This window comes from Micromonospora parastrephiae, assembly GCF_016802865.1.
In the GTDB taxonomy this organism is placed as follows: Bacteria; Actinomycetota; Actinomycetes; order Mycobacteriales; family Micromonosporaceae; genus Micromonospora; species Micromonospora parastrephiae.
In genome coordinates this window covers 54,059-67,399 of sequence record NZ_JAEVHM010000009.1, presented here as the reverse complement: position 1 = coordinate 67,399, position 13,341 = coordinate 54,059, and the positions used below count along the sequence as shown (strand labels likewise).

The 13,341-nt window shown below is 69.7% G+C and carries 10 protein-coding genes and 1 pseudogene; 6 read left to right on the top strand and 5 right to left on the bottom strand.

Going from position 1 to position 13,341, the window contains the following annotated elements; translation table 11 throughout:
- The first annotated feature begins 746 nt into the window (after positions 1 to 746).
- Positions 747 to 2,105: a glycoside hydrolase family 6 protein gene (locus JNW91_RS04185; protein WP_309244216.1), complete on the top strand. Its 1,359-nt coding sequence runs from the start codon at positions 747 to 749 to the stop codon at positions 2,103 to 2,105.
- Between the two features lie 229 nt (positions 2,106 to 2,334).
- Here JNW91_RS04185 and JNW91_RS04180 read toward each other — a convergent pair whose 3' ends face one another.
- Entirely contained in the window at positions 2,335 to 2,640 is a 306-nt protein-coding gene (locus JNW91_RS04180) for a hypothetical protein (protein WP_203173617.1), read from the bottom strand.
- Positions 2,641 to 2,766: 126 nt separating this feature from the next.
- Here JNW91_RS04180 and JNW91_RS04175 point away from each other — a divergent pair, with 126 nt between their 5' ends.
- Together JNW91_RS04175 and JNW91_RS04170 are read left to right on the top strand one after the other, a co-directional pair.
- Entirely contained in the window at positions 2,767 to 3,528 is a 762-nt protein-coding gene (locus tag JNW91_RS04175; protein WP_203173616.1) for a cyclase family protein, read from the top strand.
- Positions 3,529 to 3,541: 13 nt separating this feature from the next.
- The gene (locus JNW91_RS04170) at positions 3,542 to 5,200 is read left to right on the top strand and encodes a thiamine pyrophosphate-binding protein (protein WP_203173615.1); all 1,659 of its coding nucleotides are present in this window, start codon (positions 3,542 to 3,544) and stop codon (positions 5,198 to 5,200) included.
- Between the two features lie 129 nt (positions 5,201 to 5,329).
- On the opposite strand, the pseudogene JNW91_RS04165 reads toward JNW91_RS04170, so the two are convergent.
- Positions 5,330 to 6,621, bottom strand: a pseudogene (locus JNW91_RS04165) (ricin-type beta-trefoil lectin domain protein).
- A 210-nt stretch (positions 6,622 to 6,831) separates the two neighbouring features.
- The gene (locus JNW91_RS04160) at positions 6,832 to 8,019 is read right to left on the bottom strand and encodes a ricin-type beta-trefoil lectin domain protein (RefSeq protein WP_203173614.1); all 1,188 of its coding nucleotides are present in this window, start codon (positions 8,017 to 8,019) and stop codon (positions 6,832 to 6,834) included.
- Between the two features lie 663 nt (positions 8,020 to 8,682).
- Here JNW91_RS04160 and JNW91_RS04155 point away from each other — a divergent pair.
- Both JNW91_RS04155 and JNW91_RS04150 read left to right on the top strand, forming a co-directional pair.
- Positions 8,683 to 10,230, top strand: a complete 1,548-nt coding sequence (locus tag JNW91_RS04155) for a ricin-type beta-trefoil lectin domain protein (protein ID WP_203173613.1) — start codon at positions 8,683 to 8,685, stop codon at positions 10,228 to 10,230.
- Positions 10,231 to 10,417: 187 nt separating this feature from the next.
- Positions 10,418 to 10,915 (top strand): hypothetical protein, encoded by a 498-nt coding sequence (locus JNW91_RS04150; protein ID WP_203173612.1) that lies wholly within the window; start codon positions 10,418 to 10,420, stop codon positions 10,913 to 10,915.
- 75 nt (positions 10,916 to 10,990) lie between these two features.
- On the opposite strand, the gene JNW91_RS04145 is transcribed toward JNW91_RS04150, so the two are convergent.
- Complete coding sequence (locus JNW91_RS04145) at positions 10,991 to 12,235, bottom strand: PP2C family protein-serine/threonine phosphatase (RefSeq protein WP_203173611.1); 1,245 nt, start codon at positions 12,233 to 12,235, stop codon at positions 10,991 to 10,993.
- A 123-nt stretch (positions 12,236 to 12,358) separates the two neighbouring features.
- Between JNW91_RS04145 and JNW91_RS31795 the strand changes: the two genes are divergently transcribed.
- A complete protein-coding gene (locus JNW91_RS31795; RefSeq protein ID WP_238424330.1) occupies positions 12,359 to 12,550 on the top strand; it encodes a hypothetical protein in 192 nt (63 codons plus the stop codon).
- Between the two features lie 83 nt (positions 12,551 to 12,633).
- Here the strand turns inward: JNW91_RS31795 and JNW91_RS04135 are convergent, their stop codons facing one another.
- On the bottom strand, positions 12,634 to 13,299 hold the full coding sequence (locus JNW91_RS04135) for a response regulator (protein ID WP_203173610.1): 666 nt from the start codon (positions 13,297 to 13,299) through the stop codon (positions 12,634 to 12,636).
- Between the last annotated feature and the right edge of the window lie 42 nt (positions 13,300 to 13,341).

Genomic DNA, 13,341 nt, shown 5'->3' with positions numbered 1-13,341 from the left:
ACCGCGGCGGCGGCCGGCGCGTCGCAGCGGCGGGACCGCTGGCCGGCAGCGTGAGCCCCCCGGCCGCGAGCGCGAGCGCAACTGCCGCGCGGAGGACCGGGCGGTTGCCCCGGCGGGCACGACCGGTCGGTGATGGTCGGGCGTCTGGCATGTCGGACTCCCCAGGTCGTGGCGGCAGGTGACACGCATCGAACAGGATCGAAAAGAAGACGACACCGCCGCACACTTCCTAACATCGCTGCACACTGATATTCAAGAGGAAATGGGTACGAAGGTCGTGGCGCGCTCGCGACCGGTCACCTACAGGACGTCAATTCGCCGGTGCCACCGCGCCACGTGGTCGGTGTGCTCGTCACCTCCACGTGTCCAGTACACCGGCCACGACCTGCCGGTTGACCCGGCGCGCGGACGGGGCACTCGCAGGTACGGCGGCGATGTCGCCGAGTGCACGTCTTTGATCTCCACCGTCGTCAGCCTCGGCCCCATTCACGCCGAGCCCTGCCTGGTGGTTTTCCCCTGGCGTACTGGTTCGCCATGTTCACCTACGCCACCCGGTCGTTCGGCGGCGCGGGCACGCTAGGGAAGTTCGACGAACGCGGCCGCTGCCTCAACGACTGTCTGCACGTCTTGGCAGCGGCGCGCGCCTCCGCTACCGTCCATGGAAACGCTCCCATAAAGTTAGAAACATCTATGTGATCAGGAGGCAACGCGTCGTGGCTAACCTCTCCTCGCTCCGCCGTAGATCGGTGGCCACCAGCGTGGCGGCCGTCGCGGGCGCCGCCGTCGTCGGCGTCTGCCTCGCCGTCGGCAGCGCCTCCGCCGGCACGGTGTCCGGATCGCTCTACCGCGACCCGAGTTCGGCCGTCGTCCGCTGGGTCGCCGCCAACCCCGGCGACTCACGTGCCGCCGTCATCCGCGACAAGATCGCGAGTCAGCCGCAGGCCCGGTGGTTCGCCAACTTCAACCCGTCGACCGTGCAGTCCGAGGTCTCCGGGTTCATCGGCGCCGCCAACGCGGCGCAGCAGATCCCGGTGCTGGCGGTGTACGAGATCACCAACCGGGACTGCGGCGGGGCCAGCGCCGGTGGGGCGCCGGACCTCAACCAGTACCAGACGTGGGTGTCCAACTTCGCCAGAGGGCTGGGCAACCAGACGGTCCTGATCATCCTGGAAACCGACTCGCTCGCCCTCCAGACGTGCCTGAGCGGAGCCGAGCTCAGCGCGCGCAACCAGGCGATCTCGACGGCCACACAAACCATCAAGTCGGCCAACCCCAACGCCAAGGTGTATCTGGACGGCGGCCACTCCACCTGGAACAGCGCGGGTGAGACGGCCAACCGGCTCCGGGCGGCCGGCGTGCAGTACGCCGACGGCTTCTTCACCAACGTGTCGAACTACAACTCGACCTCCGGCGAGGCGAACTTCGGCCGCTCGGTCATCTCCGCCCTGAACGGCATGGGCATCTCGGGCAAGCGCCAGATCATCGACACCAGCCGCAACGGCGGCGCCAGCGGGGACTGGTGCGGCGACGACAACACCGACCGGCGCATCGGGCAGTACCCGACGACCAACACCGGGGACGCCAACATCGACGCGTACCTGTGGGTGAAGCCGCCGGGAGAGGCGGACGGCTGCCGCTACACGGCCGGTTCGTTCCAGCCCGACCTGGCCTACAGCCTGGCCAACGGCGCGCCCAACCCGCCCACCACCGCGCCGCCGACGCCGCCGCCGCCGACCACGACACCTCCGACGACCCCGCCGCCGACGACCACGCCGCCGACCACCCCTCCGCCGAACACCTCGCCGCCGACCGGTGACGGCTGCTACGCGTCGGTCGCGGTCAACCGGTGGGCCGAGGGCTTCACCGCGAACGTGACGGTCACCGCCGGCAAGTCCGACATCAACGGCTGGACCGTGACCATCGCGCTGCCCGCCGGCGCAGCGGTCACCGGCACCTGGAACGCCCAGGCCAGCGGCACCAGCGGAACCGTCCGGTTCACCAACGTGAGCTACAACGGCCGGATCCTCGGCCGGCAGTCGACCGACTTCGGCTTCCAGGGCACCGGCACCGGCCCCGGCGTGACGGCCACCTGCGTGACCGGCTGACCCCACCCGATGTCGCGGCCCGGCGCGGAGGACCACTCTCCGCGCCGGGCCCGTCCTCGTCCCGCGGCACGGGTCGGCGCCGGAATGACGGGCGAGCGACCGTCACCGTACGGCGGATTGTGTCTGGCGAGAGAGGCAGGTCGACAAACTCCTCGATGAACTCCCGTTGGAATGCGGGGACATCATGGCTGACGCCCGGCTCAGCAGCGTCGCCGACGTACCCGCGGCGTTACCGCTCGAGGTGGAGCCTGCCGGCGATACGGTCCACCGCCTGCTTCGCCTCGACCAGGCTCGTGCCAGTCTGCTTGCGGTAGGCGCGAACGGCCTGAATCGTCCGTCCGTTCTCCAGGTGCCGGACTACTTCTGGTTCCACGGGCAGAGTGATGCCGAGGTGGTCCATCACCAAATCGAGCTTCCGCTGAATGGCCGCGAGTTGGGCCGCCGAGCTGCGCTTCTCCTGAAACCAGGCTCCGACCGCGGCCGCGACCGAACCGATCGTGGCGATGACGAGCAATGTTGCTTCCCACGGATCCATCAGCACATCCAATCAGCGGCACGCAACCGCGACACTCCGTGCTCCGGGCGGCGTGCGCTCTTCTGCCGCCGATCGCACCGGATCGAGGGTCCATCGTGGAGCTGGAGCGCGGTGTACCGTCGCCGCATGACGGTGCTGCAGGAGTTTGTCGCCGCTCTTTCCAGCGGCCGGATCCAGGTTGTCGACCTCACCGCTCCGCTCTCGGACCAGACCCCCATCCTGGGTCTGCCCGAGCAGTTCGGCCAGACCTGGCCGTTCCGGCTCAGCGAGATCAGCCGGTACGACGACCGCGGTCCGGCCTGGTACTGGAACAACTTCTCCACCGGCGAGCACACCGGCACCCACTTCGACGCCCCGGTGCACTGGGTCACCGGTCAACAGGGCGCGGACGTGTCGCAGGTCCCGGTGAGCCAGTTGATCGCCCCGGCGGTGGTGATCGACCACGCCGCCGACGCCGCCGACGACCCTGACTTCCTGCTGGAGATCGAGCACGTCAAGGCGTGGGAGGCGGAACACGGTGCCCTGCCCACCGGTGGCTGGCTGCTCTACCGCACCGGTTGGGACGCGTACGGCGACGACCCGGAGCGGTACGCCAACGCCGGGCGTAGCCCGGGCATCTCCGTCGAGTGCGCCCGCTGGCTGGCCGAGGAGTCGCCGATCCAGGGCGTCGGGGTGGAGACGGTCGGGACCGACGCGGGCGCCGCGCACTCGTTCGACCCGCCGTTCCCGTGCCACTCGTTCCTGCTCGGCCAGAACAAGTACGGCCTGACCCAGCTGCGTAACCTGGGGCAGTTGCCGGCGACCGGCGCGGTCGTGATCGCCGGACCGCTGCCGATCGTCTCCGGGTCCGGCAGCCCGTGCCGGGTCCTCGCGCTGGTCGACCGGTAGGACCGGACCACAGATGCGGGTAGCGGAGGTGGTCGGGCGGGTCCTGTACGGGCACGGCGCACGGTACGTCTTCGGGGTGGTCGGCAGTGGCAACTTCCATGTCACGAACGCGCTTGTGGCGGCCGGCGCCCGGTTCGTGGCGGCGGCCCACGAGGGCGGCGCGGCGAGCATGGCGGACGGGTACGCCCGCACCTCCGGGACGGTGGGCCTGCTCTCGGTGCACCAGGGTCCGGGAGTCACCAACGCGCTGACCGGCCTCACCGAGGCCGCGAAGAGCCGTACCCCGATGGTGGTCCTGGCTCCGGAGGCGACCGCGCCCCGGTCGAACTTCTTCATCGACCTGCCGGCGCTCGCCACCTCGGTCGGGGCCGACTTCCACCGGGTACGCGCGACGCGGGCGGCCGAGGACACGGACGCGGCGTACCGGGCCGCCGCCCGGGGCGCGACGGTGGTGCTGGGCCTCCCGTTGGAGGTGCAGCGCACCGTGACCGAACCGTGGTCCGGCCCGGTCCCCGCGGTCGCGCCGGCTCCGGCCACCGCCCCGCAGGTCGAGCCGTTGCTGGCCGCGCTCCAGGCCGCACGTCGACCGGTCTTCATCGCGGGTCGGGGCGCCCGGGCGGCCCGGGAACCGCTGACCCGGCTCGCCGACGCGTGCGGCGCGCTGCTCGCGGTCTCGGCCGCGGCGAAGGGACTGTTCGCCGGGAACCCGTGGAACATCGACGTGGCCGGCGGCTTCGCCACCCCGCTCGCCGCCGAACTGATCGGAGCGGCGGACCTGGTCGTCGCGTGGGGCAGCACGCTGAACATGTGGACCACCCGGCACGGCGAACTGATCCCGCCCTCCGCCGTCGTCGTCCAGGTGGATCACGACCCGGCCGCGTTCGGGGTGAACCGCCCGGTTGACCTGACGGTGGCCGGCGAGGTTTCGGCGGTCGCCGAGGCGGTGCTCGGTCGGCTGGGCACCGGCTCCGCGGAGCCCGTGGACGCCGGGACCGGCGGCTGGCGTACGCCGGAGCTGGCACAACGGATTCGTGACCACGGCCGGTGGCGGACGGTTCCGTACCGGGACGAGGGTGCCTCGGCGCGGGCCGGCGCCCCGGCGACGATCGACCCGAGGACGCTCTCGGCTGCCCTGGACGACCTGCTGCCGCCCGACCGGACGGTGGTCGTCGACTCCGGCAACTTCATGGGCTACCCGTCCATGTGGCTCGACGTGCCGGACGTGGCTGGATTCTGCTTCACCCAGGCGTTCCAGTCGGTCGGGCTCGGCCTGGCCAGTGCGCTCGGCGCGGCGGTCGCCCGGCCGGACCGGCTCACCGTCGCCGCGGTCGGCGACGGTGGCTTCGTCATGTCCGCGACCGAACTGGTCACCGCCGTCCGGCTGGCGCTGCCCCTCCTCGTGGTGATCTACGACGACGCGGCGTACGGCGCGGAGGTGCACCACTTCGGCCCGGACGGGTACCCGTTGGAGACGGTCACCTTCCCCGAGACCGATCTCGCCGCGATCGCCCGTGGTTACGGCTGCGACGGGTTGACCGTCCGGACCGTCGACGATCTCGGGCCGGTACGCGCCTGGCTCGCTGGTTCCCGTACCCGGCCGCTGGTGGTCGACGCCAAGATCTGCGCCACGCGCGGCTCATGGTGGCTGGAGGAAGCGTTCCGTGGCCATTGAGCCGCCGGCACGGGTCTCCGGTGGGCTGGCATCAGCCTTCACCAGGTCGCCGATCCTTCAGGCCACGCGCGCCCGGGTCGCGACCCGGGCGGCGCGTCTGCGACGTGGTGAGCGTCGCGTGATGCGGCACTAGTTGCGCGTGCTCCACTGCTGGTTGGCGCCGCCGTGGCAGGCCCAGAGGTGAAGTTGCGTCCCATTGGCCGTGCCGGAACCGACGGCGTCGAGGCAAAGCCCCGACTGGACTCCGGTGACGGTGCCATCGGGGTTCAGGTTCCACTGCTGGTTGGGTTGGCCGTTGCAGTCCCAGATGACGACAGCGGTGCCGTTGCTGCTGCCTGCCCCGCTGGCATCCAGGCACTTGTTGCCGTAGACGGTCAGGGTGCGGTTGGCGGTATGGGTCCAGCGCTGTTGGTGCCACCGTGACAGTCCCACAGCTGCGCGCGGGCACCGTTGCTGGTGCTGGAGTTGGGTATGTCGATGCAACGACCGGACTGGCTACCCGCGATCAGCACGTTCTGCTGGCCGGGCGGGCTCGATGGCGGGGGAGTGGTCGGCGGCACGGTAGAGCCGAACTGGGTGAAGAACCGCCACACCTCCTGCTTGACCCAGCTCCGCGCGCCGCTCTCACAGCCGGCGCACCCATCCACTGGACCTTGCTGGTGGCCGCCGTCGAACGCGGCCCAGACCACCGGATACCCGGTCTGGCATGAGTAGGCGGTGGTGATGTGGGTCCGGCTGCCTGGCGCCGGTTCGGGTGGGTTCTGCGCTGCGCAACCGTTGTTCCGGACGAACCTGTCGCGCAGCGACCGTCCGCTCGGGATGTTGTCGTTGATACCGTGAATCCCCAGGTACGCCACTGGCTGGGTGCCCCCGCTGCATCCGCTGATCGCCCCAGGGGCCGCGATTGCCGCGACCGCACGGAACACGGTCGGCCGGGAACACGCCAACGAGTAGCTCATCGCGCCGCCGTAGCTGAACCCGACTGAGAAACGCTGTGTCGTGTCGACGCAGAGAGCGTTCTCGATCACGCGGATCATGTCGTCGGTGAAGGTCACGTCCTCACCATTGGAATTGCCCCAGCCGTTGTTGATGCCCTGCGGGGCGACGAAGATCGTGGTGTTGTTCGCCTGCGAGAGCATGCCGTAGTAGGCCCAGGCGGATCCGTCGGTGCCGCCCGACGCGACGTCATTGGCGGTGCCACCCAACCAGTGGAACCCGAAAGCCAGCCGGTGGGCATAGGTGTTGTTGTAGCTGTCGGGAAGCCGAAGGATGAAGCTGCGGCTCTTCCCGCTGCTCTGGATGGTGTGGGTGCCGCTGTTCAGTCCGGGCGCCTTGCCGCAGCCGGCAGTGGTGGCCGCGGCCGCCGGTGCGACGGTCGTGACGACGTACATCCCGACGGCGATCAGAACCATGACAGCCATGGCTACCCCTATCCAGGGGGCGGACAGTTTGCGAAGTGGCACAGCTAAGCCTCCTTGTGCGTGAGTGAACATCCAGTGGATCGGTGCCGGGTGGTTCGGCGGACGAGCCGGGTGGTTCGGTCGCCGAGCCAGACCCATGGCGAGCGCGGCTACCCGGCGGAGGCTGGGCGAGCCGGACCTACCGTTGCCCTCCCGAGACGTTCGCCGGGCTCAGCTCCGGCTCCATCGTTGGTTGGCAGCGCCGGTGCAGTCCCAGATCTGGATGCGCGTGCCGTTGGTCGTACCGTTGCCGACCAGGTCCAGGCAGCGGCCCGACCCAACTCCGGTGATCGAGCCGTCGGCGTTGAGCCGCCACCGCTGGTTGGACTGACCGTTGCAGTCCCAAATGATCACTGAGCTGCCGTTCCCGGTGCCGGCGCCGTTGACATCGAGACACTTGCCGCCGAAGACGCGCAGCTCCTGGGCGGCGGTCAAGGTCCAGCTCTGGTTGCTCTGGCCGTGGCAGTCCCAGATGATCGCCGCCGTGCCGTTGGCCTGCGAGGCGCCGTTGACGTCCAGGCACCGTCCGGAGGACGTGCTGCGCAGGGCCGACGTGCCGCCCGGTGGCGGGGTGGTGGGGCCCGGCGTGGGGTCGGTGCTACCGAACTGGGTGAAGAATCGCCATACCTCGCCCTTGGTCCAGGTCCTGACTCCGCTGTCCCCGCCGCCGTCCACAGGGCCTGGGGTGTGCCCGCCGTCGAAGGCGGCCCACACCACCGGATAGCCGGACCGGCAGCCGGAGTAGGTGGTGGTGATGTGGGTCAGGCTGCCCGCCCTCGGCTCGGGCGGGTTCTGCGGGGTGCACCCGTTGTTCCGCACGAACGTCTCACGCAGGGACCGTCCGGCGGAGACGTTGAGCACCGGGTCTCCGATGCCATGGATTCCCATGTACGCGATCGGCTGGGTGCCGCCGCTGCACCCGCTGAGCTGCCCGCCGGAGTAGACCGCGACAGCGCGAAAGACACCTGCCCGGGAACAGGCCAGCGAATAGCTCATGCCTCCGCCGTAACTGAAGCCGAGCGCGAAGAGCTGCGTGGTGTCGACGCAGAGGTCTGCCTCGATCACTCTGATCATGTCATCAACGAAGGTGACGTCCTGGCCCCCGGGGTTGGCCCAGCCGTTGCCGTTGCCCTGCGGGGCGACGAAAATGGTGCTGTTGTTCGCCTGCTGCCGCAGCCCGTAGTAGGACCAGGCCGCCCCGTCCGACCCGCCGGAGTCGACGTCGTTGGCAGTGCCGCCGTTCCAGTGAAATCCGAAGATCAACCGGTAGGCGTGACTCCTGTCGTAGTTGTCAGGAATCCTCAGGATGAAACTACGGTTCTGGCCGCCGCTCTGGATGGACCGTTGGCCGCTGGTCAACGCGGGCGCCTTGCCGCACCCGGCGGTGGCTGCGGCGCCCCGACGTTCGCGGCCGACGCAGCGGTGCTCAAGCCACCGGCGAATGCCGCCGCGCCCATGGTCACGACGACAACCGCCGCCGTCGCAAGAAAACCAAGGATGGGTCTACGTCTTGTCATGATGGGGCTCCCGCCACTCGGCACGAACTGATTGAAAGGGGTCCAGGGCGACCCCCGCACCGCCACGACGCGTCACTCCTGGTCACCCCCGCAGGCCACACCTCCGCGGACGAAACCCAGAAAACGCCATGTGCCGACGGCGCCCCGGCTGGCTCATCGACACAGGTTTCTGCCACTGGTCTGGCTGCCCACGCGGGACCAGTCGGTCGTGGAATCGTTGGTGGCCCACACCGTGCGCCCGAACGCCACGCGATCGATCGTCGGGCGGTCCCGGACACCCGGCCCGACGTCGAATCGATTCGCCCCGACGCTAGGTTGTACAGCGAAAGATGTCAATGCCATGTCTGGCTCGAGGGTGGCCGACGGGCGTCGCGCCCTAATTGACAGACTTAGATGTATCGGCAAGACTTCCCATGCGAGAGAGCGCTCTCCGTGCCCGTTCCGGTACCTCCTCCGCCACCGCCGGTCCGCGGTCGACGTGTGGCCGGGAGCTGGAAGGATCGCCATGAACCGTTTGCCAAGGTTGCTCGGCATCGCCGCCCTGGTGCTCGCCACGCTGGGCCTCCCGCCGACCGTCAGCTACGCCGACGCGGGTCCGGCTCCGGCCGCGCCGGCCGCCTCGCCCACCCCGGACATGAATCCCGCGATGGTCGCCGCCATGCGGCGGGATCTGCACCTCACCGACGTACAGATCGTCAAGCGGGTACGGGTCGAGGCCACCGCGCCAGCCGTCGAGCGCCGGCTGCGCGAGCAGCTCGGCCGGTCGTTCGCCGGCGCCTGGATCCCGGAGGGCGGTGACCGCCTGACCGTCGCGGTCACCGACACCTCCGCCATCACCGTGGTACGCGCGCAGGGCGCGGACGCCACCCTCGTCTCCCGCAACGAGAAGCAGCTCAACGACACGCTGGAGGCGCTCGACCGGCACGGAGCCAAGGCCGGCCGGAGCGTCCACGGCTGGTACGTGGACGTCGTGACCAACCGCGTCGTCGTGCGGGTGCAGCCCGGCGGCGAGCCGGCCGCCAGGTCGTTCGCCCGGGCGAGCGGCGTCGCCGCCGACACCATCGCCGTCGTCGAGACCCGCGAAGCGCCCCGACCGCTGTACGACATTCGCGGTGGCGACCAGTACGTCATCAACGGCAACACACTCTGCTCGGTCGGCTTCGCGGTCGTCGGCGGTTTTGTCAGCGCCGGACACTGTGGCGGCGTCGGCAGCCCCACCCTCGGCTACAACAACGTCGCGCAGGGCAGCTTCGCCGGCTCGTCGTTCCCCGGCAACGACTACTCGTGGATCCGTACCAACAGTTCCTGGACGCCCCAGCCGTGGGTCAACAACTACTCCGGCGGCAACGTGACCGTGGCAGGTTCGCAGGACGCCGCGATCGGCAGCTCGGTGTGCCGGTCAGGCCGTACGACCGGTTGGCGCTGCGGCACGATTCTGGGCCGCAACGAGACGATCAACTACGCCCAGGGCGCCGTCTCCGGCCTGAGCCGCAGCAACGCCTGCGCCGAGCCCGGAGACTCCGGCGGCTCGTGGATCTCGGGGAACCAGGCGCAGGGTGTGACGTCAGGCGGGTCCGGCAACTGCAGTTCCGGCGCCACAATATGGTTCCAACCGGTCAACGAGATCCTCAGCACCTACGGGCTCAGCCTCGTCACCAGCGGCGGCGGCGGGAGCACCCGCTTGATCAGTAACTGGAACAACAAGTGCATCGACGTGCCGTCGTCCAACTTCTCCGACGGCGTACCGCTGCAGACCTGGGGATGCAATGGCACCGCCGCCCAGGCGTGGACCTTCAGTGGCGGGGCGCTGCGGTCCCAGAACAACAGGTGCATGGACGTCGCCGGCGGGTCCACCGCCAACGGGACGGTTGTTCAGCTCTGGTCCTGCAACGGCACCGGCGCCCAGCAGTTCGTCCTGTCTGCGGCCGGCGACCTGGTGAATCCGCAGGCCAACAAGTGCGTCGACATCGACGGTTGGAACGGCAACGACGGTGCGCGGCTGGTCATCTGGGACTGCGCCGGCACCGCCAACCAGAAGTGGCGCCAAGGCTGACCGTTTCACGAGACAGCCCGCGACCGCGGGCTGACCCCCGCACCACTCGACGTGGGGCCAACCGTCAAACGGTTGGCCCCGTGGCCAGTTGGTCGGGGGAACCCTCTGAAGCGATCTTGACCCCGAAGCGCGGTCGGTGGCGCATCCGATCATCCCGATGACCGTCACACCCGGGTAGCCTGCATTCATGGCTACCGTGATGCGGAGGACCTCGTCCACAGCGGTTGTCGCCGTTGTTGTCGCTGTCGTGTCGGCCGCCCTCACGTCGTGTTCGGCGGATTCGTCAGATGGGTCCGACGCCCAGGCATCGGCGTCCGTCGACGCACCGACTCCCACCCAGGCGGCCACACCGTCGCCCGCACCGACCGGGCCGTGCGCCGACGGGACGTGCCAGATCGAGGTCGCCGTGGGCGACGTCGTGACCGTACCGGAAAGGTATGGTCTCGGGCCGATCGAGGTTACGGCGATCACCGCCGCCGCGGTCGAGATGGCGGCGCCGCTGACCGGGTCGGGCTACAGCGTTTCGGGCTGTTCCGGTGGTGGCGGCGTGTCGTCGCAGGGCGGCGGCGGTGTCGCAATGAGCTGCAAGGTGGGAAACGCCGCGACCATTAACGACGCCATGAGCTTGCAGGTCGTCAAGATCGACCACACCGTCGCCGTCCTGCGTATCGAACCCGCCGGGTGACGCGGTCAAGTGCACGGATCTGCCGCGCATCACGCGGCTCGACGACCGCGGGCGCCTCTACCCCCAGACCCGTCACTACCGCGTCCGCAACGGTTGGTGGGTCGGCGACTCGACCCTCTCCGAATCGGAGTGTGGGGGTGCGGGGCTGCGCCATTCGGCGAGCAGGATGGTGGCGTCGTCCTGCAGGCGGTCGTCCTGATGTTCGAGGATCGCGTGGACGAGCCGGCGGGCGGTCTCGGGCAGGGGCAGTTGATCGGCGATTGCTCTGGTGGCGAACTCGACCAGCCGATCCACCCCGAACGTCTCACCGTCGGGTGTGCGGGCTTCGATGATGCCGTCGGTGTACAGCAGCACCTGGTCGCCGGGTTCGAGGGCTTCCTCGACGACCACCGGCGGGCGTCGGTCGCCCAGGGTGACGGGCAGTGCGGTCGGGGTGGGCAGCACCTTGACGACCTTTCCGTCGCGCAGCACGATCCCGCTGGGGTGACCGGCGGAGATGACCTGCAGGGTGCCGGTGCGCTGGTCGAGTTCGGCGAGCACTGCGGTGATCAGCCCGTACCGGTCGTGCTCGCGGACCGCGTCGTCGATGTGATGGTAGGTGGCGGTCAGGTCCAAGCCCGTCCTGCGAGCGTTGCGGTAGGCGGCGAGGGCGATCGAGGCGAGCACCACTGCCCGCATCCCGCCGCTGGAGCCGTGTCCGGCCGCGTCGAACAGCGCCAGGTGCGCCGTGTCGCCGTTGACCGCGTAGTCGAAGGCGTCACCGCCCACGTCGTAGCACGGTTCGAGGATGCCGCTGATGATCAGGTGCCCGGTCGAGAAGGTCAGCGGCGGTAGCTGCGCGCGGAGCATCTCCGCCGCCAGTCGCATCGGTTCCCGCCGCCGGAGCCGCTCGATCGTGTCGCTGTAGGAACTCCGCGTCATGACCAGCTCGGCGAACAGGGACGCTACCGCGGCGCAGTCGTCGATGCTGTCGTCACCCAGCGGGCCATCGGCGACAACTTCCAGCACGCCCATGCGTTCACTGCCGTCGACCACCGGCACCCACGCCCGGACACCGTCCTCGCCGTTGCCGCCGACGCAGGTCGACGCCGTGCTGAACGCGCGCCCGGCGAGGGTGCCGTCAATGTCGATCGGTTCGCGGGCCGGCGCGCTGCCGCCGAGCAGCGGTAGCAGCAGCCGCTGCTGATGGTCCACCAGGTAGAGCACCAGGGCGCGCGCGTCCAGCAGAGGCGCCGCCCGCATCGCCATCTCCGGCAGATCATCCGGACGCGCATGGTGTGACTGCTGCAGCAACTGCCGCAGCGACTCCAAACTGCTCATCCTCAACCTCTCCTGCGCCGACCCGTCGATTGTCGCCCAGAAACCGCTGGGCGAGGCCCTGGCCACTGGAGTCACGTCGCACCCGCGGACCGACGTCGGCTCACTGGCCTTCGACGTGTACGTATGAGCCCGGGACTCCCGCCCGCTGTCGGGAGGCGTGGTTGGTTGCTGCCCTCGGCGCGACGGCTGCGGCTGCCCGCGGACGCCCAGCCGACCTCGGCCGAGGTGACGCTGGCCCAGCTGCGGATGCCGGAGCTGACGATCGCCGACATCGAGCGGGCGGAGGCGGACTCGCTGAAGTACCGGTACGAGTGACGGGCCGCGCAGCGATTGTCGAGCACTGCGGCCGGCGCCGTCCCGGAAGGCCAGAAGATCGGCGCAGATCGTAGTGTTCGGGTTCAGTGACGTGGTCGCACCAGCCCTGCGTCGAACGCCGCGATCACGAGTTGGGCCCGATCTCGTACGGCCAGCTTCGCCAGCAGGTGCGTGATATGCGTCTTCACCGTCTTCACGGAGATCGCCAGGGCAGTGGCGATCTCGTCGTTCGACAGGCCGCCGCCGATCAGTGTCAGCACCTCGACCTCACGGCTGGTCAGCCGCCGCAGTGCCGGCGTCGGCCGATCCCGTCGGGGCGCCGTGACGTAGTGCGCGACGAGCCGGGTGAGGATCGACGGCGCGAACAGCGACTCACCACGGTGGGTGCGGCGGATCGCCTCGATCAGCTCGTCGGGGCGGGCGTCCTTCAGCAGGAACCCGGACGCGCCCGCGTGCAGTGCCTCGTACACGTACTCGTCCAGCTCGAACATGCTCAGGACCAGGACGCGGGCGGTGGACAGCGCCGGGTCGGTACAGATGCGACGGGTGGCCTCGAGGCCGTCGAGGTGCGGCATCCGTACGTCCATCAGGATGACGTCGGGGCGGACGGTACGGGCGCACGCCACGGCCTGGGCGCCGTCGCCGGCCTCGCCGACGACGGCCAGGTCCGGCTCGTTGTTGATGATCATGGCGAGGCTGTGCCGGAGCAGCGCCTGGTCGTCCACCAGCAGCACGCGGATGCCGTTCACGCCGCCTCGTCCCAGATCCGCGCGGTGACGCGGAAGCCCGCG